The organism is Dyella sp. (assembly GCF_051962475.1).
Lineage (GTDB): Bacteria > Pseudomonadota > Gammaproteobacteria > Xanthomonadales > Rhodanobacteraceae > Dyella_A.
Genome location: NZ_JBQCCF010000069.1, coordinates 169,175 through 191,854, shown reverse-complemented (window position 1 = coordinate 191,854; position 22,680 = coordinate 169,175). Strand labels below are relative to the sequence as shown.

Genomic DNA, 22,680 nt, shown 5'->3' with positions numbered 1-22,680 from the left:
TTCCGGATCACTCGGCCGCCGCGGTTGGCACGCGCTTGGCGGCCAGCAGTTCGCGCAGCTCGGTTTTCTCCGCATCGCTCAGCGCGCCTTCGCGGCTCTTGGCCACCAGTGCGTCACGGCGCTGCGCCACGGCCTGCTGCTCCATGCGCGCCAGGGCTTCAAAGAACTCCACCTGCTGCGCCTCGGGCTCGCCCACGGCCGCGGCGGCCATCAGCTTCTGCAGTGCCGGATATTCCGGGCGCTCGGTGTAGTGCTCCACCAGCGAGACCGGGTTGATGCCGGGGCGCGAGCGGGCCAGGTCGATCAGTTCGGCGAGCAGTTCGATGCCGGGCTTGTCCAGGCGCAGGAAGCCGTAGGGACGCTCCACCCGCTCGGCCAGACTGGGCTGCGCCAGCAGCAGCGCAATTGCGCTGCGCACCAGCGAGCGCTGCACCGCCACCGGCCGCTGCACGGCGCGCTGTGCGGCTGGTGCCTCGAACGTGGCGCGCGCGCCGCTGCGCTTCTCCAGCTCCTGCGCCATCAGGTCGCGGAAGGCGCCGTCGGGCAACTTCGCGATCAGCGGCCGCGCGCGCTCGGCCAGCCGCGCGCGACCATCGAGGCTGCTCATGTTGACGTCGTGCGAGAGCTCGCCGAAGAAATAGTCCGACAGCGGCGTGGCCTCGCGGATGCGCTTCTCGAAACCGGCCCTGCCTTCTTTGCGCACCAGCGAATCGGGATCCTCGCCGTCGGGCAGGAACAGAAAGTACGCCTGCCGCCCGTCGCGCAGCCGCGGCAGCGCCGATTCCAGCGCCTTCCAAGCGGCGGCGCGACCGGCGCGGTCACCGTCGAAGCAGAACACCACGTCCGGCGCAGCGCGGAACAGCACCTCGGTGTGCTCGGGCGTGGTCGCCGTGCCCAGCGTAGCCACCGCGATCGGCAGACCGGCCTGGTGCAGGGCGATCACGTCCATGTAGCCCTCGACCACAACGATGCGCTCGAGCTTGGTATTGGCCTGCTTCACCTGCCACAGCGCAAACAGCTCGCGGCCCTTGTGGAACAGCGGCGTCTCGGGCGAGTTGAGGTACTTGGGGCCCTGCTCGCTCTGCAGCACGCGACCGCCGAAGGCGATCACCCGGCCGCGGCGGTCGAGGATCGGGAACATCAGCCGCTCGCGGAAGCGATCGTATCTGTTGCCGCGCTCGTTGCTGGCGACCATGCCCGCTTCGTTGAGCAGTTGCAGGCGCTTGTCGTTGGTGCCCAGCGCCTTGATCACGCCGTCGAAGCCGGCCGGCGCCCAACCGAGGCGGAAGCGCGCGATGGTGTCGGCGTCCAGCCCGCGTTTCTTGCAGTAGGCCTGTGCGTCAGGGCTCTTCGGCAACTGCTGCTGGTACCAGCCAGCGGCGGCGTCGAGCAGGGCGTAGAGATCGGTCTTGTCCTCGCGCGGACGCTCGTCGCGACCGCCCTCGCGGGGCACGGTAAGGCCGACCGACTGGGCCAGCTCCTCCACCGCGTCGGGGAACTCCAGCCGCTCGTATTCCATCAGGAACTTCACCGCGCTGCCGTGCACGCCGCAGCCGAAGCAGTGATAGAACTGCTTGGCCGGGCTCACATAGAACGAGGGCGAGCGCTCGTCGTGGAACGGACAACAGGCGGTCCATTCGCGCCCGGCCTTTTTCAACGGCACGCGTCGCTCGATCACGTCGACGATGTCGACGCGGGCAAGCAGTTCATCGATGAAGCTGTCGGGAATACGGCCGCGCATGGGCCGTCTAGTCTAGCCGGTGCCGGCGGGGCTTTCGCGCTGCCAGGCTGCCGCGCCGAATACGCCTGCGCCGGACACGAAAAAGGCGCCCGCGGGCGCCTTTTTCGTGTCGCGATGCCACGTCGTCAGAGGATATGGAAGACGCCGACGACCGCCAGGATCGCAATCAGGAACAGGATCACGAAGATCGCGAACAGCACCTTGGCGATGGTGGCTGTTGCGCCGGACACGCCACGGAAACCGAGGATGCCGGTGACCAGCGAGATGATGGCGAAGATGATGGCCCACTTGAGCATGTGACACTCCCTGGATTGGTTGCCGCCGGGGCGGCACGGAATCAGCGAGCGTCGTTGTACGGGGCCGGCTGTGAAGATCGTGCATCAGAACGGTGCACGACGCTCCCCAGCCTCAGTTGTCCAGGCGCGCCTTGATGCGGGCCGAGGCCACGCCCATGTCGGCGCGTCCGGCGGCCTTCGCCTTCACCACGCCGACCACCTTGCCCATGTCGCGGCCGGAGCTGGCGCCGGTCTCGGCGATGGCGGCCTCGATTAGCGCATCCAGTTCGCCCTCGGAGAGCTTGCTCGGCAGGTAGGTCTCGATCACCGTGATCTCGGCGCGTTCGACCTCGGCCAGGTCCTCGCGACTGGCGGCGACGTATTGGCTGATCGAGTCCTTGCGCTGTTTGAGCATCTTCTCCAGCACTGCCAGCACCTGGGTTTCGTCCAGTTCCACGCGCTCGTCCACCTCGCGCTGCTTGACCGCGGCGAGCATCAGCCGGATCACGCCCAGCTTGTGCTTGTCGCCGCTGCGCATGGCAGCCTTCATGTCCTCGGTGAGCTGCTGTTTGGTCGACATGGCGGTGGGCTCCTGGGGCGGCGAGGGGAGAGGCACAAACGCACAAGGCCGGCGCTGCGCGGGGCAGCGTCGGCCAGTGTTTGAAGCGTAGCGCAGTGGCAGCGGATCAACGCGCCAGCTGCCGAGGGATCGTGATCGACGCGGGGCGTCGCGATCCGGGCGTCCGCGAGGTGCGGACGCGCCTGACTCAGTACAGCCGGGTGCGGCGCGTGGTGTCGCGCGACAGGCGGCGCAGGTGACGCTTCACCGCGGCGGCGCGCTTGCGCTTGCGCTCCTGGGTCGGCTTTTCATAGAACTCGCGCTTGCGGGTTTCGGCAAGCACACCGGCCTTTTCGCAGGTACGCTTGAAACGGCGCAGAGCAAGCTCGAACGGCTCGTTCTCGCGAACTTTAACGTTGGGCATGGAATCTCCGGGTGGTAATCTGCCCGTCTGATCGGGCGAGCCGCGAAGTATAACGTGGGTACCACAGAATTTTCAAAGGTGGCCGCGGGAACCGCCGTCACCGGCCCGGTGCTCGGCATCGAGACCTCCTGCGACGAGACCGGCGTGGCCCTGCTGCGCTGGCAACCGCAGGCGCCCGGCGATGGGCTGCTGGCCCACACGCTGTACAGCCAGATCAAGCTGCACGCGGACTACGGCGGCGTGGTGCCCGAGCTGGCCAGCCGCGACCACGTGCGCAAGCTGCTACCGCTGGTGCGCGAGACCCTTGCCGAGGCCGGGCTTACGCCGGCCGATCTCGGCGGCGTGGCCTATACCGCCGGTCCCGGCCTCGCCGGCGCCCTGCTGGTGGGCGCCTCGGCCGCGCGAGCGATGGCCTGGGCGCTGGGCGTGCCGGCGATCGGCGTGCACCACATGGAAGGCCACCTGCTGGCGCCGCTGCTGGAGGCCGATCCGCCCGAGCCGCCGTTCGTGGCGCTGCTGGTGTCCGGCGGCCATTCGATGCTGGTAGAGGTGGCCGGCATCGGCCAGTACTGCATTCTCGGCGACACGCTGGACGACGCTGCCGGCGAGGCCTTCGACAAGACCGCCAAGCTGATGGGCCTGCCGTATCCCGGCGGCCCGGCGCTGGCGGCGCTGGCCGGGCAGGGCCGCCCGGGCGCGTTCCGCTTCTCCCGCCCGATGACCGATCGCCCCGGCCTCGACTTCAGCTTCTCCGGCCTGAAGACCCAGGTGCTGCTGGCCTGGCAGCAGTCCGACCAGAGCGAGCAGACCCGCGCCGACATCGCGCTGGCCTTCGAGGAGGCGATCGTCGACACGCTGGTGATCAAGTGCCGCCGCGCGCTGGAAGCCAGCGGCGCACATCGGCTGGTGATCGCCGGCGGCGTGGGCGCCAACCGCCGCCTGCGCGCCGAACTGGCCACGGCTGGCGAGAAGGACGGTTTTCGCACCTATTTCCCGCGCCTGGCGTTCTGCACCGACAACGGCGCGATGATCGCGCTGGCCGGCGCGATCCGGCTGGCCCACGGCCAGCACCAGGACGCCACCGTCCAGGTGTTTCCGCGCTGGGACCTGGAAAGCCTGCCGCCAGCATCGTAGGGAGCCCGCTCGCGGGCGATGCTTTTGGTTTCGATGTCGAATCAGAGCCAAGAGCATCGCCCGCGAGCGGGCTCATACCGCTGCGGCAGCAGGCCGCTTGCGCCGCTGCGCGCGGTGCCCGACGCTTACGCGATGGATATCGTCTTTATCGAAGATCTGCGCATCGATACGGTCATCGGCATCTACGACTGGGAGCGGCGGGTGCGCCAGACGCTGTCGTTCGACATCGAGATGGCGTTCGACAACATGCGCCCGGCCGCCAGCGACGACATCGCCGACACGCTCAACTACAAGGACGTGTCCAAGCGGCTGATGGCCTACGTGGGCGAGTCGAGCTTCGGTCTGGTGGAAACGCTGGCCGAGCGTTGCGCGGCGATCATCCGCGAGGAGTTCGGTGTGGCCTGGGTGCGGCTGAAGCTGTCCAAGCCCGGCGCCGTGCGTGGCGCGAAGGCGGTCGGCGTGCGCATCGAGCGGGGCGTTCGGCCGCAGTAGGGCAGCCTGTTAGCATGCAAGGCTGCCGCGCGCGCTGAGGCCGAGCCTCGCGCGCTTGTCCGCGACTGCCGCTGCGCCATGCGCCCCCGGGCCCGGCGCGGCCTGCACGAGGAGACCCTTCGTTTTGGATTCCCTGCCCGACTGGGCCCGCACGCCCGTGATGCATGCCGCCGTCGCCGTCGTCGCCTTGCTGCTGGTGGCATGGCTGGCCGGCCTGCTGGCGCGGCTGATCCTGTTCCGCGTGGTGCGGGCGATGGCCGTGCGTACCACGTGGAAGTGGGACGACGAGCTGTTCCGCGCGGGCGTGTTCCGCTGGATCGCGCGGCTGGTGCCCGCGGTGGTGGTGCAGTTCGGCCTGCCCCTGGTACCGGATCTGCCGCCGGAGGTGGAGCGCCTGGCCGGCAACCTGGCGCTGGGGCTGATGGTGCTGTTCCTGGTGCTGGCGCTCAGCGCCTCGCTCACCGCGATGGAAACCATGTACCGCGCCACGCCGGGCAGCGCGCAACGGCCGATCAAGGGCGTGATCCAGCTGGGCAAGCTGCTGCTGTTCATCGTCGGCGTGCTGGTGATCATCGGTACCGTGACCGACAAGAAGATCGGTCTGCTGCTGTCGGGCCTGGGTGCGATGTCAGCGGTGCTGATCCTGGTGTTCAAGGACACCATCCTGGGCTTCGTCGCCGGCATCCAACTCGCTTCCAATGACATGCTGCGGGTCGGCGACTGGATCACCATGTCCGGTGCGGGCGCCGACGGCGACGTCATCGACATCACCCTGTACACGGTGAAGGTGCGCAACTTCGACCGCACCATCGTCACCATTCCCACCTGGAAGCTGATCTCCGAGAGCTACCAGAACTGGCGCGGCATGGCCGAGTCGGGCGGGCGGCGGATCAAGCGCGCGCTGCTGATCGACGCGGCCACCGTGCATTTCCTCGATGCCGAGGGGCTCGAGCGGCTGGGCCGCTTCCGCCTGCTGCGCGAGTACCTGGGCGCCAAGCACACCGAGCTGGCCGAGTGGAACCGCAGCCTGGGCGAGGCCAGCGACCAGGCGGTGAACCGGCGCCGCCTGACCAACCTGGGCAGCTTCCGCGCCTACGTCACCGCTTACTTGAGCGAGCACCCGCGGATCCATCACCAGATGACCTGCATGGTGCGGCAGCTGGCCAGCGACGCGCAGGGCATCCCGCTGGAGCTTTACTGCTTCACCAACACCACCGACTGGACCGCGTACGAAGGCATCCAGAGCGACATCTTCGATCACCTCTACGCGCTGCTGCCCGAGTTCGGGCTGGCGCTGTACCAGCCGCCGACCGGGAACGACCTGCGCGTGGGGCTGGGCGCGGCCCGACGTGGCGGCGATCATCCGCTACCCGCCCTTGCCCGAGACTGATCCATGGCCCGTGTCTATCTGAGCCTCGGCTCCAACGTCGAGCCGCGGCGCCATCTGACTGCCGCACTGGACGAGTTGCGCGCGCGCTTCGGTGCGCTGGCGGTGTCGCCGGCATACCGTACCAAGTCGGTGGGCTTCGACGGCGCGGATTTCGTGAACCTCGCGGTCGGCCTGGACACCGACCTGTCCCCAGCCGAGCTCAACGGCTGGCTGCACGCACTGGAAGATCGCCAGGGTCGCCGCCGTGACGTGCCGCGCTTCTCCGACCGCACGCTGGACCTGGACATCGTGTTCTACGACCGCCTCGTCACCGAGGGCCCCGGCCATCTGCAGATTCCGCGCGATGAGCTCAGGCACGCATTCGTGCTGCGGCCCATCGCCGATATCGCACCGCATTTCGTGCACCCGGTGACCGGCCGCACGATGGCCGAGCTGTGGGCGGCGTTTCCGGCCGAGACCGCGCCGATGACGGTCGAGTCGTGGCTGGAGCCGTGCGTCGGCTGATCTTCCCTGTGCGCCCGGCCTGCGCCACCATGGCGACTCCAACCGGGGAGGGGAATCCATGGGCAAGTTTGCGCGCAGCTGGGAATTGATGAAGGCCAGCGCCGGAGTGTTGCGGTCGGACAAGTCGCTGTTGGTGTTTCCGCTGCTGTCGGGCATCTGCAGCCTGGTAGTGATGGCCAGCTTCCTGATCCCGGTGGCGGCAATGACGATCGAGGGCGAGCGGCTGGGGGTGCACTACCAGCACGGGCTGTCGACGGCGTCGTGGACGCTGCTGTTCTTCTTCTACCTCGTGCAGTACTTCGTGATCTTCTTCTTCAACACCGCGCTGGCCGGCGTGGCGCTCAAGCGCCTGCGCGGCGAGGCGGCGGGCGTGAGCGACGGGCTGGCGCTGGCCGGTTCGCGCTTCGGCGCCATTCTCGGCTACGCGCTGATAGCCGCCACCGTGGGCCTGCTGCTGCGCATGCTGCAGGAGCGGCTGGGGCTGATCGGTCGCTTCATCGTGGGCCTGATCGGCCTGGCCTGGACCGTAGCCACCTTCCTGGTGGTGCCGGTGCTGGCCGGCGAGGGCGTGGGTCCGGTGGATGCGGTGAAGCGCTCGGTCGAACTGCTGCGTCGCACGTGGGGCGAAAACCTGATCGGCAACGCCGGGCTCAGCGTGGTGTTCGGCGTGATCGGATTCGTGTTCGTGCTGGTGTCCATCGTGCTGGTCGTCGGCGCGTTTTCCACGCACTCCATCGCGGCTGTGGTGACGGCGATCGGCATCGTGGTGCTGGGCTTCATCACGCTGGCGCTGGTGCAGTCCTCGCTGCAAGGCATCTATGCCGCGGCGCTGTACCGTTACGCCGAGGAGGGCGAGGCTGGAGCAGGCTTCCCGCCCGCCCTGCTGGAACAGGCGTTCCGCACCAAGGGTTGAGCGTCACGCCGACAGCGTGCAGCTGCCTGGCGGGCGCGCGAGCGTCCAGTCACGGGCGCCGGCGAGGCGGCGGCGATCACTCCCAGGTTTAGGGAGCTAACGCCGCCGCCATCGATCATCGCTGGAGCGGCTAAGCGCCTCCTGCCGATGCCTGGTCGCCGGTGGCTGAAGGGGGATACGAAGGTGCGGTGAGGCAGCGTGAGAGCCAAGCGGAATCCTCGTCGCCGGTATCCATATCCGGATCGACTTCCAGCCGCGGTCCCTCGCCATAGCCGGTCTGGAACCGCGTGGTGGTCGGGTGTGTGTTCCACGCATCGAGCTGATCGGCGTCGGCGTCGGGACAGCTTTGATCGTTTCCACCGAAGGCGCAGGTGGAAACGGGTATGAGACGGCCTTTTTCCACCCGGCCGACGGCGCGCGTGGTCACGAGCGTGTAACTGGCGAAGTCTTCGTCTTGCGAGCAGACACGGTTGCCGTGCTGATAGGCATGGCTGCCGAAGCAGCTGTAGGACATCTTGCGGTGATCGTGCGGGTCGGGGATGAATTCGCAGGACGCCAGGTATCCGGCAAAGGGGCCGCCTGAGTAGGCGCTGGCCGCAGCCCGTTGTCGCTGCGCGATCGCCACGAACTGAGACTGGTTTCCCTTGCGCGCCTGCAGGTCGCGGGTGCGCTGACGCGTCACCGCAAGCAGGACGCTGCGCTGTGTTCGCCGGTGGAAGCCATCGGCTTGATCCAGCGCCCCCAGTTCGCTCTCGCGCGCCGCCAGCCAGCGCCGTTGGCTGGCGATCAGACTGCTTCGGATGGATGGATCTTCGATGGCGTGCAGCAGTTTGAAGTAGGCCTCTGCCATGGCCCGGTCGGCGGCGGCGAGTTGCCCGTCGCTGCAGAGCGCCTTTTCGAGCGGGGTGCTGGCTCGGGCACATTGCATGGCCGCGGCGGGCGTGGCGGCCATCCACAGGCAAAAGATCGCCGTCGAAACGCGTTCCTTCATGGTGTTGCTCCTTGAATGGTCCCGGCACGTCAGCCGTGCGAGGGCAACAAACCTATCCGCTCGGGCGGCAAGAGGCGAGCGGGACAACCGTGGCGATGGGCACGCGCCGGCCGCACGGAGTCGCGGTACTCCGGTCCAGGCACTACACCGGCAGCGTGCGCCCGCCGTCGACGCGGATCACCTGGCCGGTGACGAACGGGGCGTCGCGCAGCAGCCAGAGCACGGCGCTGGCGACGTCCTCCGGGGCGCCAGCGCGCTTGAGTGGCGTGCGCTCGAGCATCGCCTGCTTGTCGTCGTAGGACTTGCCCTCGCTGGGCCACATCACCGCGCCGGGCGCTACCGCGTTGACCCGCACCTGCGGGCCCAGGTCCAGCGCCAGCGCGCGGGTCATCGCCAGCAGCGCGGCCTTGGCCATGCAGTAGATCGGGTGGTTGGCCAGCGGCCGTTCGGCGTAGATGTCCACCAGGTTGACGATCGCTCCGCCGGCCCGGCGCAGCGCCGGCGTGGCCGCCTGGGCCAGAAAGAACGGCGCCTGTGCGTTGGAGGCGACCAGCTCGTTCCATTGCGCGGGCGTGGCGCTGCCGACCGGGGTGGGGTAGAACGCCGAGGCGTTGTTGACCAGTGCATCGAGCCGGCCGAAGCGGGCCAGCACGCTGCCGACCAGCCCCGGCAAGGCATCGAGCTCGGCCAGCTCGGCATGCACCAGGGTCGTGCTGCCAGCGCGCTGCTGCTCCAGTTCGTCGGCGAGACCTTGCGCGGCGTCGGCCGAATGGCGGTAGTGCAGGGCGAGGTCGTAACCGGCGTCGTGCAGGGTGCGGGCGATCACCGCTCCCACGCGACGGCCGGCACCGGTGATCAGGGCGACGGGACGCGGATGCGACGGGCTCATGGGCAGTTCCGTGGGCGAATGGACGCCCCAGCTTGCCGCAACATCGGTGACAGGTCATCGGGGTGCGGCAGCGGCGTCGCTCTCAATCCGACGACGGCGGCGCCTTGCGCTTGCGTATGGCCTTGCGCTCGCCGGCCGCATCGGCCGCCTTCGCCACGCCGCGGACGGTCTTGGCCACCGCCTTGTCTATCGCAGCACCGGCGGCCTTGCGTGCGGCGAGAACCGGGTTTCTCGCCGGCGTGGCCGGTGGCGTGTCCGCCTCGTGCACGACCTCGCCGCTGAAGAGCTCGATGGCCGTGGCGGCGACTTGCCCGGTGTCGTAGTACGCATACGCGCCCACGCCCAGCGCACCGACCACCGGCAGCCAGCGCGCCAGCCCTTTGCCGGCGGCACGCTGGCCGATCTTCACGCCGACCTGCTTGGCGATGCGCTCCACCACGGCATAGGACACGCGCCGAAACAGCAGGCGGTCGCCCATCCGCACCACCAGGTCGCGAAACGCCTGCGCCGCCGTATGCCGGAACAGGCACCACAGCATCTGCTCGCGCCCCAGCGTGGCCTGCTTGCCGTAGGCGGCGGCGATGTCGCTGACCATCTGCGCCTGGATGCGCCAGATCGCGATCAGCTCCGGCAACACGGTGAGCCAGCCCAGCGGGCCCGGCGGCAGCGCCAGCGATCCGGCGGTGAGCGCGGCGCGGCGCTCGGCCTGGCGCGCCAGGCCGCGTGCCGTGGTGAGCGGATCGGTGCTCGGGCCCACTGCGGCCGGCGGAATCCGGCTGACGAAATCCAGCAAGGCGCGCGTCACCCGGTCGGGTGCGGCGGGCTCGTAGGGCACGGGCAGGGAACGATCGTTCGTCGCCATGGAATCTCCGGTGGCGCGGCGCAAAGGCGGGACAGTCGTCAGTGTCGGCGCGCGGCGATGAAGCGTCGCCAACCGAGACCGGTGGAGGCATGACTTCTGGCGGTGGTGCGACTTTGCAATCGATTGGCAATGTTATAACGTATCAATTCTGATCTTTTCACTTTCCCCCCGTTCGTACTGGAAGCCCCATGACGCCACGTCTGCTTGCCCTCAGCCTCGCCTGCGCCCTCGGTGTGTCCCCTGCGTTTGCCGCCGACCAACCGGCCACTCCCGACGATGGCGCGCAGAACACGCCCGCCGCCCGCAATAAGCCCGCGCAGGTGAAGCAGCTGGGCGCGGTCGACGTCAGCGCCGCGCTGGACCAGGCGCGTAATGCGCTGTCGCCGGACACCGGCTCCAGCCAGTACGTGATCGACCAGAAGGCGATCGCGCAGTTGCCGCTGGGCCAGTCCACGCCGCTCAACCAGGTCATCCTGCAGGCGCCGGGCGTGGTGCAGGACTCCTACGGCGGTCTCCATGTGCGCGGCGACCACGCGAACCTGCAGTACCGCATCAACGGCGTGATCATTCCCGAGTCGATCTCCGGTTTCGGGCAGACGCTGGATACCCGCACGATCCAGAGCGTGAAGCTGCTCGACGGCGCGCTGCCGGCGCAGTACGGCCTGCGTACCGCGGCGATCGTCGACATCACCACCAAGAGCGGCCATGACCTCGGCAACGGTGGCAGCGTCGGCATCACCGGTGGTTCGTTCGGCACGCTCAATCCGAACGCCTCGATCTGGGGCAGCAACGACCGCTGGAGCTACTTCCTCACCGCCAACTACCTGGAGAGCGACGTCGGCGTCGAGAACCCGACCGCGAGCCGTAAGGCGATCCACGACCACACCAACCAGGTCAAGGCGTTCGGCGACATCTCCTACCTGATCAACAACGACACCCGCCTGAGTTTCCTGTTCGGCGCGGCCAACAGCCGTTTCCAGATTCCCAACAACCCGGGGCAGGAGCCGGCGTTCGGCTACCTCGACACGGTCGACTTCAACTCGGCCGACCTCAATGAGCGCCAGCGTGAGACGACCCGTTTCGGCGTGCTGGCGCTGCAGGGCAAGGCCGGCGACACCGACTACCAGGTCTCGCTGGGTCAGCGCTACTCCAGCCTCGAGTTCACGCCGGACCTGATCGGCGACCTGATGTTCAATGGCATCGCTTCGACCATCGATCGCAGCAACCGCGCCAGCACGCTGCAGGCAGACTTCGCCACGCCGCTGGGCGACCGCCACACCCTGCGTTACGGCGTCTACGGCAGCTTCGAGCGCGCACCCAGCAGCAACAACGCCTACGTGTTCCCGGCCGACGCCGACGGCAACCAGACCAGCACCACGCCGATCAACATCTTCGATGGCAACCGGCTGACCGCCAAGACCTGGTCTGCCTACGTGCAGGACGAGTGGAGCATCGGTGACAAGCTGACGGTGAACTACGGTCTGCGCGGCGACGAGTACAAGGCGTTCCGCACCGAGAGCCAGCTCAGCCCGCGCCTCGGCGCGGTCTACCAGGCCACCGACTCGACCGTGCTGCACGCCGGCTACTCGCGTTACTTCACGCCGCCGGCGACCGAGGCGATCACCACCTCCAACATCAGCAAGTTCGACGGCACCACCAACCAGCTGCCGGACAACGGCAACAACACGCCGCTGTCCGAGCGCTCGGACTACTTTGACGCCGGCATCTCGCAGAACGTCGGCCCGAACCTCACGCTGGGCGTGGACGCCTACTACCGCAAGGTGCAGCGCCTGCAGGACGAAGGCCAGTTCGGCGCCGCGCTGGTGTACTCCACCTTCAACTACGCCAAGGGCCGCATCAAGGGCGTGGAGTTCACCGCCAACTACGACAACGGCCCGCTCAGCGCCTACTTCAACCTGGCGGCCAGCCGCGCCATCGGCAACCGGGTGATCACCAGCCAGTACAACTTCGCCGCGGACGACCTGGCCTACGTGGCCGACCACTACATCTTCCTCGACCACGACCAGGCGTACTCCTCCTCCGGCGGCATCAGCTATGCGCTCGACGAAGGCACCCGGGTGGGCGCCGACTACCTGTTCGGCAGCGGCCTGCGCAAGGACGGCAGCGTGCCGAACGGCGCCTCGCTGCCGGCCTACTTCCAGCTCAACCTGAGCCTGTCGCACGACTTCCAGTTCGAGAACACCGGCAAGCTGCACACGCAGCTGGCGCTGATCAACGCGCTGGATCGCACCTACCAGATCCGCGATGGCAGCGGCATCGGCGTAGGTGCGCCGCAGTTCGGCCCGCGTCGTGGTGTGTATCTCACCGTGCAGAAGGATTTCTGATCCCCCCCGGCTTGCCGCGTCACGACGACTGGCTCCTCCCCCCGGCCGTCGTGACGTGGGCAAGCACCTTGGCGGCATCCGGACGCACGATCGCCACGCGCGTGCCGCCATCCAGTCAGCCAAGGCGCACGGCGCCGCCCGCCCGAGCCGCTATCCTTGCGCGCGTTCTCCCCGAGTGACGAGCGCATGCACAACCGACTTCCCGAACCGTCCGCCGACGAACGCGCGCACTCCGAACGCCTGCTCGCCCAGCTGAGCGAGCACATCGCCGCGCACGGGCCAATGCCGTTCGCGCGATACATGGAGCGCTGCCTGTATACGCCCGGGTTGGGCTACTACAGCGCGGGCGCTACCAAGTTCGGCGCGGCCGGCGATTTCATCACCGCGCCGGAACTGGGCGAGCTGTTCGCACGTTGCGTGGTGCATGCGGTGCAGGGGGCTCTCGCCCAGCTGGGTAAGGCGGCCGACTTCCTCGAACTCGGCGCCGGCAGCGGCGCCTTCGCCGAAGCCGCCCTGCGCGCCATGCACGAAGCCGGCACGCTGCCGCACCGCTACGCCATCCTCGAACCCAGTGCGGATCTGCGCGAGCGCCAGCGCGAACGTCTGGTCGCCGCGCTTCCACCGGACGTCGCCGCGCGCGTGCACTGGCTCGACCGGCCGCCGACCGAGCCTTGGCGCGGCGTGCTGTTCGCCAACGAGGTGGTTGATGCGCTGCCCGCCACGCGCTTCGCAATCCACGACGGCGCGGTGTGGGAAGAGTGCGTGGGCCTGGGCGACGACGGCCGCCTGGTGCGCGAGGATCGCCCGGCCGATGCCGCGCTCGTCGACGCCGTGCGCCAGCTCGAACGCGAACTGGGCGCGTCGTTCGACGACGGTTACCGCTCCGAGCTTTTGCCGCAGCTGGCCGCCTGGCTGCAGGCGATTGCCGGCACGTTGCAGGCCGGGCTGGTGTTGTTCGTCGACTACGGCTACACCCGCCGCGAGTTCTATCTGCCCGAGCGTCGCGACGGTACGCTGATGGCGCACTACCGCCACCGCAGCCACGCCGACCCGCTGTACCTGCCCGGTCTCAACGACCTCACCGCCTCGGTGGATTTCAGCGCGCTGGCCGAGGCCGGTGTGCGCGCCGGCTTTGCCCTGACGAGCTACCTGCCGCAGTCGGCCTTTCTGATCGGCGCCGGCTTGCCACAGGCGTTCGAGGCGGCCTATGCGAACGCACCGGACGAGGCGGCGCGCTATCGCCTGGCCCAGCAGGTGAAGCGGCTCACCCTGCCCGAGCAGATGGGCGAGCGGTTCCAGGCGGTGCTGTTCACCCGCGGCCTCGATCCGCTGCCGCTGCCCGCCGATCTGATCGACGGCAACCACGCCGCACGTCTGTGATCGCCACGTCCAGTCGCTTGCAGTTCCATCGCACCTGGGTGGCGCTGGGCGTGCTGGTGATGGCGTGGACGCTGTGGATGGCGCTGCGCCCGGACCCGGGCATCACGTTGGCCGTGCCGGACGGCGACAAGCTGCTGCACGCGTTCGCCTTCACCTGCCTGATGGGTTGGTGGGGCAACGTCTACGTCGATCGCCGCTGTCGTATCGGCGCGGCGCTGGTCTGCCTGGCGTTCGGCGTATTCATCGAACTTGCGCAGTGGCTCGATCCACCGCGCGATGCCGATCCGTTCGACGTGCTCGCCGACGCGGTTGGCATCGTACTGGCGGGGTTGCTGCTGCGCACGCCGCTCGCCCGCGTGCTGGCGAGCGGCGAGGCGTGGTTACGGCGTCGGCGCGGCGACTGAGCTGGCCGGCGCGGGTGTCGCGCCGCCGTTGCCCGCCTCTGCCGGCGCCGTCTCGGCCGGGCTCACCGGCGTGGAGTCTTCCGGCCGGCGCGCCAGCTCGCCGTGCTTGAACAGGTTTGCGGCCACCTGGTAGTAGGCGATCGCATCGTTCACCAGCGCGTCGTTCACCGGCGAGGCGGCCTTGGCGTCGCCCGTGTCGAAGTCGGGAATCAGCTGCTCCAGCTTGCGGCCCGGCTCCAGCGCGGTGAGCACGTTGTGGCGCAGGTAGCCGAGCTTCTCGTAAGTGGCCGGGAACGCACGCTCGCGGCCCGGTTCGAGCTGGAATACGTCGTAGCCGAAGAAACGGCTGCGGTAGCTGAAGTGCAGCAGCCCGAGCAGGGTCGGCGGGATGTCGATCTGCGCGGTGAGGCGCTCCACCTTGCGCGGCGGGATGTGCGCCGGCGCATAGATCCACAGCGGGATGTGGTAGCGGTTGATCGGGATGCTCGACTTGCCCGCGCTGGCCGCATCGTGGTCGGCAGTGATCACGAACACCGTGTCGTTGAAGTACGGCTTGTCCTTGGCGCGCTTGAGGAAGTCGCCGATCGACCAGTCGGTGTACGCCACCGCGCCCGCACGCGAGCCTTGCGGGAACTTCACCCGGCCTTCCGGGAAGGTGTACGGGCGGTGGTTGGAGGTGGTCATGATGTGCAGGAAGAACGGCTTGCCCTGCGCATGCACCTGGTCCATCTGCGCCAGCGCCATGGTGAACAGGTCTTCGTCCGATACGCCCCACACGTTCTCGTGATGGATGGTGGCGCCCTTGGGGAAATCCTTGCGGTCCACCGCCAGGTAGCCGTTGTGGCTGAAGAAGTAGTTCATGTTGTCGAAGTAGCCGTAGCCACCGTAGACGAACTCCGACACGTAGCCGCGATCGTTGAAGATGTCCGCCAGCGAGAACAGGTTCTCGTTGTTCTTCATCTTGATCACCGAGTCGCCCGGCGTCGGCGGCACCGACAGCGACAGCGCTTCGAGCCCGCGCACGGTGCGCGTGCCGTTGGCGTAGACGTTCTCGAAGAACAGGCTGTTGTTGGACAGTGCGTCCAGCTGCGGCGTGAGGCCTTCCTTGTTGCCGAACACGCCCAGGTAGTCGGCCGAGAGGCTTTCCACGCTGATCAGCACCACGTTGAGGTGCTGCTCCGGGCCAGTGTTACGGATGGCGCGGGTGAGGTCGTGCGGGCTGTCGCTGAGGTAGGTCGCCTCGGGCGTCTTCAGCAGTTTGCGCACCCGCGTGTACGCCTCGGTCTCCGGCAGGGTGCGGTAGAACTTGGCGTAGTCGAGGTGGCTGGAGCGGAACGCCGCGAAGAACTGGAAGATGCCGTTGCCGGCCAGCTCGTTGACGTAGTTATTGTCGGTGCGGTCCTTCATGTCGGCGGTGATGCCGGCGGTCACCGCCACGCTCAGCACCAGCCACACCGCGGCCAGCGCGCTGCGCTGGGCGAAGCGGGTGCCGGCATCGCGCTGATGCACACGCCGGCGCGTGGCCCACAGCACGATCACCGCCACCGCCGCCAGCAGCGCCAGCCAGGTGCCGATCGGATACGACTCGCGGATGTTGCCGATCACCTCGGTGGTGTAGACGAGGTAGTCCACCGCGATGAAGTTGAAGCGCACGCCGAACTCCTGCCAGAACACCAGCTCGGAGGCCGCCACGAACAGCAGCCCGAACAGCAGCGCCAGGCATAGCCCATACAAGTAGCCGCGACCGCTGCGGCGGTTGTACGCCAGCGCGGGCAGCGGCAGCAGGTAGATCACCACGATCGCCAGCGGCCACACCTCGTGCAGGCTCGCCTTCCAGATCAGATGCAGGACGCCCCAGCACAGCGCGAAGCCGGCCAGCAGCGCGCCGATCCATGCCAGCCAGCGGCCGGGAGTGCGAACCAGCGGCCGGTCGGTGGGCACGATCCACAGGAACAGCACCAGCGGCCAGGCGACGTAGACGAAGGTGAGCAGGTCCGACACCGCACCGACGCCGAAGGCGTACAGGTAGTTGAGCGGGTTGGGCGACACGCCGCTGCCGGTCATCACCAGCAGGGCGATGCGGGTGACCACGCCGATCAGCAGATAGGCACCGGCCAGCCAGCCGAGGGGGCGCAGCCGCTGGCGCAGCGGCGAGGGCGAACGGAAGCTCAGGGACACAGGCAACTCCGGCAGATCAGGGCGCGGCTGCCAGAGGCAGCGCCGCGGGAAAGGGCTAGATGCTAGCGAGTTTCACGTTAGCAATGGCTTTGACTCGGGCCGCCTCCATCGCGGCGCCGACCGCCGGACCCTTGAGCCCGTCGGCGATGAACGGTGCGGCCTGCACCGCCGTGGCCGCCGCGCAGGCGCGGCGCAGGTAGTCCGCCGGCGGATAGTCGTCCTCGGCGTGGCCGAGCCGGCCGCGCTTGTCGGCCCAGCAGGCGGCCAGGAACGTGTCCAGCCGTGCCGGCCGGCGCAGGGCGTCCAGCGCGGTCAGCAGCTTCATCACGGTGGCCGGCTTGAGCTCCAGCGCGCGGTGCGCGTTGAGGTGCTCGCGGCAGACCAGTTCGGCCAGCGCCGCGTGCTCGCCGGGCACCTTCAGCCGCGCCGACAGCGCGCGTACACGCGGCACGCCGGCGTGCTCGTGACCGATGTGGCGCGGCAGCGCGTCGACCGGCGTCAGCGCCTTGCCGAGGTCGTGGCCCAGCGCGCAGTAGCCCACCAGATCGTCGCCCGGCGCGATCACGGCGGCGGCGTCCAGCACCAGCTCCATGTGCGTGCCAGTGTCGATCTCCGGATGGAACTCGGCCCGCTGCGGCACGCCGTACAGCGCGTCGATCTCGGGAAACAGCACCGCCAGCGCGCCGCTCTCGCGCAGCACGCGCAGGAACGCCGAGGGCTGCGCCTCGCTCAACGCCTTGCGCGTTTCGGCCCAGACGCGTTCGGGCACCAGGTGATCCACCTCGCCGTCGGCCACCATCTGTTGCATCAGCGCCATCGTTTCCGGTGCCACGCGGAAGCCCAGCGGCGCGAAGCGTGCGGCGAAGCGCGCCACGCGCAGCAGGCGCACCGGATCCTCGACGAAGGCCGGCGACACGTGGCGCAGCATGCGGGCTTCGAGATCGCGCACGCCCCCGTAGGGATCGACCAGCGCGCCGGCTTCGTCCTGCGCGATGGCGTTGATGGTGAGGTCGCGGCGGGCCAGATCCTCTTCCAGCGTCACCTCCGGCTCGGCGTGGAAGGCGAAGCCGTGGTAGCCGCGTCCGGTCTTGCGCTCGGTGCGCGCCAGCGCGTATTCCTCGCCGGTCTGCGGATGCAGGAACACTGGGAAATCCTTGCCCACCGGGCGATAGCCCAGCGCCAGCAGCTCCTCCGGCCGTGCGCCGACCACCACGTGATCGCGGTCGACCACGGGGCGGCCGAGCAGATGATCGCGGACGGCGCCGCCGACGAGGTAGCTGTGCATCGGGCCATTCTGCCATGCGCGCCTTTCACGTCTCTGCCACGGCGGACCCGGCGCGCCGGGGTTATGCTCGCGTGGGTCCGTCGCCACCATTGAAGGGTCCCCGCGATGATCCGTCTGCTCCGTTCCGTTCTTGCCTTCGCCCTGTTCGCTTTCACGTCGGCCGGCTCGCTGGCCGGCACCCAGGCGCCCGATCCGGCCCGCACCCGCGCGTACATCGACCACGCCTGGACCACGCTCACCCGCGCCACCGACGACTGCGCCTCGCTGGTCGATCCCAAGGTGGCCACCGAGCCGGTGCTCTACCTGCCGGCCGACGTGTCGATGCCAGCCGCGCTCGCCGCCACCCAGCAGCGCTGCAAGGTCGACGTGCGTCGCCTGCCGCAGCCGGTCACCGCGCTGGGTCAGATCGACGCGCGCACGTTGCCGGCGCAGGGCGTGCTCTACCTGCCGCATCCGTACGTAGTGCCGGGCGGCATGTTCAACGAGATGTACGGCTGGGACAGCTACTTCATCGTGCTCGGTCTGGTGGCCGATCACCGCGAAGATCTGGCGCGCGGCATGGTGGAGAACTTCCTCTACGAGATCGACCACTACGGCGGCGTGCTCAACGCCAACCGTACCTACTACTTCAGCCGCTCGCAGCCGCCGTTCCTCACCGCGATGATGCGAGCGGTGCTGGATGACCGCGCCAGCTTTCCCGATGCGGAGGCCGCCGCCGCATGGCTGCGCAAGGCCTATCCGCCGGCGGTGAAGGACCACGCGATCTGGACCAGCGCCGCGCACCGCGCCGGCGACACCGGCCTGGCCCGCTATATGGACTTGGGCGCCGGCCCGGTGCTGGAGATGCGCGACGCCGGTTATCTCAAGGGTGTGATCCGCTACCTGCGCAAACACCCGGAGCAGAACCGCGACTACCTGGTGAAGTCCGCCGAGCATCCCGATCCGGCCGAAACGGCCCGGCTGAAGAAGATCAGCTGCGACCTGGCCGCCTCACGCGTGTGCGCCGATGCCTGGGCCGATGGCTACCGGCTCAGCGCCGACTACTACGCGGGCGACCGCGCCATGCGCGAGTCCGGCTTCGACACCAACTTCCACTTCGGTCCGTACGGCGCCGCGACCCATCATTACGCGGCGGTGGGCCTCAACAGCCTGCTGTACCGCTACGAGCGCGACCTGCACGATTTCGCGCTGCAACTGGGCAAGCCGGACGAGGCGGCGCACTGGGCGAAGCTGGCCGAGGCGCGCAAGGCCGCCATCAACAAATACCTGTGGCGCGCCGACCGCGGCCTGTTCATGGACTACGACACCACTACCGGCAAGCCGTCCGCCGAGCCGTACCTCACCACCTTCTATCCGCTGTGGGCTGGCCTCGCCACGCCGGCGCAGGCCAAGGCGGTGCGCGACCACCTGGCGCTGTTCGAGCGCAAGGGCGGCCTGGCGATGAGTGGCGACACCAGCGGCGCGCAGTGGGACGAACCGTTCGGCTGGGCGCCGACCAACTGGCTGGCGGTGAAGGGACTGGACGACTACGGCTTCCACGATGACGCGCGTCGCCTCGCCGGCAAGTTCACCGGCACCGTCGACCGCAGCCTCGCTGCCGACGGCACCATCCGCGAGAAATACAACATGGTCACCGGAAACGCGGACGTCAAAATCACCGCCGGCTATACCGACAACGTGATCGGCTTCGGCTGGACCAACGGTGTGTACCTCAAGCTCCGCGAGCTGCTCGCGAAGCCTGCCGCAGCGGGGACAAAAAAAGACGCCGCGGAGGCCGCGGCGCATTGATCCAATGGCCTGGGCGGCTCGATAAACGGCGCAGCGTGCGCGCGTGATAGAGCCGGCGCTGGCGCGGCAGGCCGTGGATCAGCCGCTCCAGCCATGGCGTGAACGGCTGCGGCACGATGCCCAGCGCGGCGTAGCCGTCGACCTTGCCCACCGAGTCGGTGCGCAGTGAGCGGAAGTTGTCCAGCGAGAACGGCTTGCCCGGCAGCAGCTCGGCGAACTGCGCCTGCAGCCGGCCCAGCGCATCGGGCAGCGGCAGGATGCGCGTGCGCAGCCCCGCAGCGTCGCGGATCGCCGCGACGATCTCGCCCAGAGTCAGCACCTGCGGCCCGTACAGCTCGAAGCTGCGGTTGAGCGAGCGCTTGTCGTCGGTCACGCAGCGGGCGATGGCTTCCACCACGTCGCCAACGTAGGTGGGTGCGAGCCTGGACTGCGTGCGCGCCAGCGGCAGCACCGGCGTCAGCTTGAGGATCCTGGCGAATCGCCCGACCAGGCCGTCGCCGTCGCCGAAGATCACGCTGGGCTGGTACAGCGTCCAGCGCAGGCCGGACTGGCGCACCAGCCCCTCGGCCTCGCCGCGCGTCTTCAGGTACTGGCTGAGGCCCTGGCCGGCCTTGAGCGAGCTCATCTGGTGCAGGCGCGGCACGCCGGCCGCCTTGCACGCCTCGATCACCTGCCGGGTCAGCTCCACATGCACGCGCTGGAACGTCTCGCGTCCGGCGTTGTTGAGGATGCCGATCAGGTTGATCACCGCGTCGGCGCCTTCGAACGCCGCACGAAGTTGCGTCGGATCGTGCACATCCACACTCTTCAGCCGCACGCCAGGGATCACCCCGATCGCGCGGTGCTTCTCGCGGTTGCGGGTGAGCACGGTGAGCTGGTGGCCGTCGCGGGCAAGCCGGTTGAGCAGATGGCCGCCGACGAAGCCGGTGCCACCAAGGATGACGAGACGCAGGGGAATCATGGCGATCGATCTCGCGCGGTTTGGAATCTAAGGGGCGGAGGCCGCCGCGGCCGGAACGGTGCCCGGCTCGGCAGGCGCCGTCTGCGCGGCCCCGTCATCGGCCGGACAACGCACCGCCTTGCGCACCGTGCCCGCGGCGGGTGGAACGTACATGGTGCCGATCGGCGTCAGCCGCTTGTCCAGCGGCACGGCGCTGCCGGACAGGCGCCAGTCGTAGATCACGCTGAAGGCCATCACCCGCGCCACGTATTCGCGCGTCTCCTTGTATGGGATGGCGGCGGTGAACACGTCCGGCGGCAGCGTGCCGCGCGCGGCCAGCCACTGGTCCACCTTGATCGGGCCGGCGTTGTAGGCCGCGCTGGCCAGCCATGGCGCGCCGTTGTAGCGCTGCGCCATCTGCGCCAGGTAGCGCGTGCCCAGCTGCACGTTCACTACCGGGTCGTACAGCGTGTCTCCGCCGCCCCACGGCAGGCCGTAGCTGCGCGCGACCTGCGCGCCGGTGCCCGGCAGCAGCTGCATCAGGCCGCGTGCATCGGCGCCGGAATGCGCGTCACTCATCCAGGCGCTTTCGGCGCGGGCGATCGCATAGGCCCAGGCCGGATCGATGCCGGCCTGCTGCGCCTGCGGCACCACGCCGTCCTGGCTGGCCAGTGGGAAGCGCTGCTCGTACAGGCGCAGCGCGTCGCCACTGGAAAAGGTGAATACGGCGCGGTCGTACCAGCCGCGCTGGTAGGCAAGCAAGGCGGCCTCGCGCCGGGTCGCTTCGTCGCTGCCGCGCAGGGCGCGCACCCATTCGCGTCGTGCCTCACGCGGCAGGTCCACCGCGTACAGCTCGAACGCCCGCTGCATGCCCAGGTCAGCCAGCAGCGAGCGGGCGCGGGCTTCGTCCGGGGCCAGCGTCCACGGGCACAGCGCGTACGGCGCGTCGGCGCGGTCGGCGGCGAGAAAGCCGAAGAAGGTCGGTTCGCTGGCCAGTGCGGTGTACTGCTGCTGCGCCTGCGCCGGCTTGCCCAGCTCGGCCAGCGCCCGCGCGCGGAAGTAGCGCCACTCGCCGTCACGTTGCTGCTCGGGGCTGAGCGCATCGATCGCGGTCAGTACGGCGCGCCAGTTCTGTTCGGCCAACGCCACGCGTACGCGCCACTCGCGCGTGGCGTCGGTCTGTGCCGCCGCCGGCAGTTCGGCCAGCCGCTGCAGCGCGTGGTCGTCGAAATCGGTGGCATGGAACAGCGCCAGCGCGTTGAGCACGTCGTTGCGCTGCTCCTCGCTGAAGTGGAAGCGCTTGCGCAAGGTGAGCCACGCCTGGTCGGCGGCGCTGGATTGCCGCCGCGCCAGCCGCTGCAGCGCAATCGCCGCGGCCTCCCGATGATGCGGCGTATCCGGCCAGTGCTCGGCCTGCGCCGTGGCTTCGGCCGGGTCGCGCAGGGCCAGCGCCAGGCGTTGCGCCGCCTCCGCATCGCGCGCCGGCAGCCAGGCGGCGAGCGCGGCGACGGTGCCGCCGGCACCGGTTGCGACGGCGCGGTCGATACGCGCCCACAACCGCGTCGGCGTCAGTAGGCCGGCATCGTGCGCGGCGCTCTGCACCGGATCGCAGGCGCCCGGCAACGAGGGTTTCTGCCACAGCGCGGCGAGGTCGCGGTCGAAGTTCAGCGGCTGGCCTTGCGCCATGCGTGCCTGCAGCGCATCGCAGGTGAGCGCGTCGCCGAGGCCGTCCTGGTAGAGCGCAAGGAAGCCGGTCCAGTCCTGTCGTCGCGCCAGCTCGCCGAGAAACGCGCGGCGCAGGTCGTCGGCGGGAAGCAGGCCGGGATGGGCGGCCAGATACCCCTGCACGCGCGCCAGGTCGAGCGTGGCCAGGTCATGCCGCAGTGCGGCCGCTTCGAGGTAGGGGTAGAGCACGTAGTCGTGCAATCCCTGCGCCTGCGCGCGCCAGGCGTCGCCGCCCTGCTGCTGCGCGGTCGCGTAGGCCTGCTTGAACGCCGCGCGCTGCGCGTCGGTCGCGGCGGCGGTGGCGGCCGCCGCCGGCCGCATCAGCGACAGCGCGACGATCGCCATGCCAACGAGACAGCGCGCGATCGGGGATGAATAACGGCGGGGGGAGGGGCGGAAAACGGGCATCGTGCCTCCTGAATTGCTTGAGCGACCAGTGTAGCGGATGGCCCTTGAACGGC

The 22,680-nt window shown here is 69.0% G+C and carries 20 protein-coding genes; 9 read left to right on the top strand and 11 right to left on the bottom strand.

All coding sequences use genetic code 11. From position 1 onward, the window contains the following. Positions 1-7 precede the first annotated feature (7 nt). The 4 genes from dnaG to rpsU all read right to left on the bottom strand — a co-directional run bounded on the left by dnaG (position 8) and on the right by rpsU (position 2,999). The gene (gene dnaG, locus ACTHJF_RS16085) at positions 8-1,741 is read right to left on the bottom strand and encodes a DNA primase (protein WP_440267997.1); all 1,734 of its coding nucleotides are present in this window, start codon (positions 1,739-1,741) and stop codon (positions 8-10) included. Positions 1,742-1,866: 125 nt separating this feature from the next. Beyond that, complete coding sequence (locus ACTHJF_RS16080) at positions 1,867-2,037, bottom strand: DUF1328 domain-containing protein (protein ID WP_440258645.1); 171 nt, start codon at positions 2,035-2,037, stop codon at positions 1,867-1,869. 112 nt (positions 2,038-2,149) lie between these two features. Next, positions 2,150-2,596 (bottom strand): GatB/YqeY domain-containing protein, encoded by a 447-nt coding sequence (locus ACTHJF_RS16075; RefSeq protein ID WP_440267996.1) that lies wholly within the window; start codon positions 2,594-2,596, stop codon positions 2,150-2,152. 187 nt (positions 2,597-2,783) lie between these two features. Beyond that, positions 2,784-2,999, bottom strand: a complete 216-nt coding sequence (gene rpsU, locus ACTHJF_RS16070) for a 30S ribosomal protein S21 (protein WP_017463750.1) — start codon at positions 2,997-2,999, stop codon at positions 2,784-2,786. 78 nt (positions 3,000-3,077) lie between these two features. Here rpsU and tsaD point away from each other — a divergent pair, with 78 nt between their 5' ends. The 5 genes from tsaD to ACTHJF_RS16045 all read left to right on the top strand — a co-directional run bounded on the left by tsaD (position 3,078) and on the right by ACTHJF_RS16045 (position 7,432). Continuing rightward, positions 3,078-4,133 carry a tRNA (adenosine(37)-N6)-threonylcarbamoyltransferase complex transferase subunit TsaD gene (gene tsaD / locus ACTHJF_RS16065; RefSeq protein ID WP_440267995.1) on the top strand — a complete coding sequence of 352 codons (1,056 nt, stop codon included), beginning with the start codon at positions 3,078-3,080 and terminating at the stop codon, positions 4,131-4,133. A gap of 132 nt (positions 4,134-4,265) precedes the next feature. Beyond that, the gene (folB, locus tag ACTHJF_RS16060) at positions 4,266-4,625 is read left to right on the top strand and encodes a dihydroneopterin aldolase (RefSeq protein ID WP_431634659.1); all 360 of its coding nucleotides are present in this window, start codon (positions 4,266-4,268) and stop codon (positions 4,623-4,625) included. Between the two features lie 124 nt (positions 4,626-4,749). Next, a complete protein-coding gene (locus tag ACTHJF_RS16055) occupies positions 4,750-6,015 on the top strand; it encodes a mechanosensitive ion channel family protein (RefSeq protein ID WP_440267994.1) in 1,266 nt (421 codons plus the stop codon). Between the two features lie 3 nt (positions 6,016-6,018). Next, positions 6,019-6,519, top strand: coding sequence for a 2-amino-4-hydroxy-6-hydroxymethyldihydropteridine diphosphokinase (gene folK / locus ACTHJF_RS16050; RefSeq protein WP_440267993.1), 501 nt, complete (start codon positions 6,019-6,021; stop codon positions 6,517-6,519). 58 nt (positions 6,520-6,577) lie between these two features. Beyond that, the gene (locus tag ACTHJF_RS16045; protein ID WP_440267992.1) at positions 6,578-7,432 is read left to right on the top strand and encodes a DUF6159 family protein; all 855 of its coding nucleotides are present in this window, start codon (positions 6,578-6,580) and stop codon (positions 7,430-7,432) included. A 130-nt stretch (positions 7,433-7,562) separates the two neighbouring features. Here the strand turns inward: ACTHJF_RS16045 and ACTHJF_RS16040 are convergent, their stop codons facing one another. The 3 genes from ACTHJF_RS16040 to ACTHJF_RS16030 form a co-directional block, all read right to left on the bottom strand. Then, the gene (locus ACTHJF_RS16040; protein WP_440267991.1) at positions 7,563-8,423 is read right to left on the bottom strand and encodes a lysozyme inhibitor LprI family protein; all 861 of its coding nucleotides are present in this window, start codon (positions 8,421-8,423) and stop codon (positions 7,563-7,565) included. A gap of 142 nt (positions 8,424-8,565) precedes the next feature. Then, positions 8,566-9,312, bottom strand: a complete 747-nt coding sequence (locus tag ACTHJF_RS16035) for a pteridine reductase (protein WP_440267990.1) — start codon at positions 9,310-9,312, stop codon at positions 8,566-8,568. 82 nt (positions 9,313-9,394) lie between these two features. Then, the gene (locus tag ACTHJF_RS16030) at positions 9,395-10,174 is read right to left on the bottom strand and encodes a hypothetical protein (protein ID WP_440267989.1); all 780 of its coding nucleotides are present in this window, start codon (positions 10,172-10,174) and stop codon (positions 9,395-9,397) included. A gap of 188 nt (positions 10,175-10,362) precedes the next feature. Between ACTHJF_RS16030 and ACTHJF_RS16025 the strand changes: the two genes are divergently transcribed. The 3 genes from ACTHJF_RS16025 to ACTHJF_RS16015 all read left to right on the top strand — a co-directional run bounded on the left by ACTHJF_RS16025 (position 10,363) and on the right by ACTHJF_RS16015 (position 14,303). Beyond that, positions 10,363-12,519 carry a TonB-dependent receptor gene (locus ACTHJF_RS16025; protein WP_440267988.1) on the top strand — a complete coding sequence of 719 codons (2,157 nt, stop codon included), beginning with the start codon at positions 10,363-10,365 and terminating at the stop codon, positions 12,517-12,519. A 186-nt stretch (positions 12,520-12,705) separates the two neighbouring features. Continuing rightward, positions 12,706-13,899, top strand: coding sequence for a class I SAM-dependent methyltransferase (locus ACTHJF_RS16020; RefSeq protein ID WP_440267987.1), 1,194 nt, complete (start codon positions 12,706-12,708; stop codon positions 13,897-13,899). Between the two features lie 59 nt (positions 13,900-13,958). Further along, a complete protein-coding gene (locus ACTHJF_RS16015) occupies positions 13,959-14,303 on the top strand; it encodes a VanZ family protein (protein WP_440268167.1) in 345 nt (114 codons plus the stop codon). On the opposite strand, the gene ACTHJF_RS16010 is transcribed toward ACTHJF_RS16015, so the two are convergent. Together ACTHJF_RS16010 and ACTHJF_RS16005 are read right to left on the bottom strand one after the other, a co-directional pair. Continuing rightward, on the bottom strand, positions 14,280-16,481 hold the full coding sequence (locus ACTHJF_RS16010) for a sulfatase-like hydrolase/transferase (protein WP_440267986.1): 2,202 nt from the start codon (positions 16,479-16,481) through the stop codon (positions 14,280-14,282). The two genes, ACTHJF_RS16015 and ACTHJF_RS16010, sit on opposite strands and share 24 nt — an antisense overlap. Positions 16,482-16,536: 55 nt before the next feature. Then, positions 16,537-17,766, bottom strand: a complete 1,230-nt coding sequence (locus tag ACTHJF_RS16005) for a multifunctional CCA addition/repair protein (protein ID WP_440267985.1) — start codon at positions 17,764-17,766, stop codon at positions 16,537-16,539. 105 nt (positions 17,767-17,871) lie between these two features. Here ACTHJF_RS16005 and ACTHJF_RS16000 point away from each other — a divergent pair, with 105 nt between their 5' ends. Then, positions 17,872-19,554: a trehalase family glycosidase gene (locus ACTHJF_RS16000; RefSeq protein WP_440267984.1), complete on the top strand. Its 1,683-nt coding sequence runs from the start codon at positions 17,872-17,874 to the stop codon at positions 19,552-19,554. On the opposite strand, the gene ACTHJF_RS15995 is transcribed toward ACTHJF_RS16000, so the two are convergent. After that, positions 19,478-20,515 carry a complex I NDUFA9 subunit family protein gene (locus ACTHJF_RS15995; protein WP_440267983.1) on the bottom strand — a complete coding sequence of 346 codons (1,038 nt, stop codon included), beginning with the start codon at positions 20,513-20,515 and terminating at the stop codon, positions 19,478-19,480. The genes ACTHJF_RS16000 and ACTHJF_RS15995 overlap by 77 nt on opposite strands. A 27-nt stretch (positions 20,516-20,542) precedes the next feature. Next, the gene (locus ACTHJF_RS15990; RefSeq protein WP_440267982.1) at positions 20,543-22,627 is read right to left on the bottom strand and encodes a transglycosylase SLT domain-containing protein; all 2,085 of its coding nucleotides are present in this window, start codon (positions 22,625-22,627) and stop codon (positions 20,543-20,545) included. Positions 22,628-22,680 lie beyond the last annotated feature (53 nt).

Excerpts from the sequence above, each read along its gene's own strand:
- dnaG (WP_440267997.1), bottom strand. The coding sequence starts at position 1,741 with ATGCGCGGCCGTATTCCCGACAGCTTCATCGATGAACTGCTTGCCCGC.
- ACTHJF_RS16080 (WP_440258645.1), bottom strand. The coding sequence starts at position 2,037 with ATGCTCAAGTGGGCCATCATCTTCGCCATCATCTCGCTGGTCACCGGC.
- ACTHJF_RS16075 (WP_440267996.1), bottom strand. The coding sequence starts at position 2,596 with ATGTCGACCAAACAGCAGCTCACCGAGGACATGAAGGCTGCCATGCGC.
- rpsU (WP_017463750.1), bottom strand. The coding sequence starts at position 2,999 with ATGCCCAACGTTAAAGTTCGCGAGAACGAGCCGTTCGAGCTTGCTCTG.
- folB (WP_431634659.1), top strand. The coding sequence starts at position 4,266 with ATGGATATCGTCTTTATCGAAGATCTGCGCATCGATACGGTCATCGGC.
- folK (WP_440267993.1), top strand. The coding sequence starts at position 6,019 with ATGGCCCGTGTCTATCTGAGCCTCGGCTCCAACGTCGAGCCGCGGCGC.
- ACTHJF_RS16045 (WP_440267992.1), top strand. The coding sequence starts at position 6,578 with ATGGGCAAGTTTGCGCGCAGCTGGGAATTGATGAAGGCCAGCGCCGGA.
- ACTHJF_RS16040 (WP_440267991.1), bottom strand. The coding sequence starts at position 8,423 with ATGAAGGAACGCGTTTCGACGGCGATCTTTTGCCTGTGGATGGCCGCC.
- ACTHJF_RS16035 (WP_440267990.1), bottom strand. The coding sequence starts at position 9,312 with ATGAGCCCGTCGCATCCGCGTCCCGTCGCCCTGATCACCGGTGCCGGC.
- ACTHJF_RS16030 (WP_440267989.1), bottom strand. The coding sequence starts at position 10,174 with ATGGCGACGAACGATCGTTCCCTGCCCGTGCCCTACGAGCCCGCCGCA.
- ACTHJF_RS16025 (WP_440267988.1), top strand. The coding sequence starts at position 10,363 with ATGACGCCACGTCTGCTTGCCCTCAGCCTCGCCTGCGCCCTCGGTGTG.
- ACTHJF_RS16020 (WP_440267987.1), top strand. The coding sequence starts at position 12,706 with ATGCACAACCGACTTCCCGAACCGTCCGCCGACGAACGCGCGCACTCC.
- ACTHJF_RS16015 (WP_440268167.1), top strand. The coding sequence starts at position 13,959 with ATGGCGTGGACGCTGTGGATGGCGCTGCGCCCGGACCCGGGCATCACG.
- ACTHJF_RS16005 (WP_440267985.1), bottom strand. The coding sequence starts at position 17,766 with ATGCACAGCTACCTCGTCGGCGGCGCCGTCCGCGATCATCTGCTCGGC.
- ACTHJF_RS16000 (WP_440267984.1), top strand. The coding sequence starts at position 17,872 with ATGATCCGTCTGCTCCGTTCCGTTCTTGCCTTCGCCCTGTTCGCTTTC.
- ACTHJF_RS15995 (WP_440267983.1), bottom strand. The coding sequence starts at position 20,515 with ATGATTCCCCTGCGTCTCGTCATCCTTGGTGGCACCGGCTTCGTCGGC.
- ACTHJF_RS15990 (WP_440267982.1), bottom strand. The coding sequence starts at position 22,627 with ATGCCCGTTTTCCGCCCCTCCCCCCGCCGTTATTCATCCCCGATCGCG.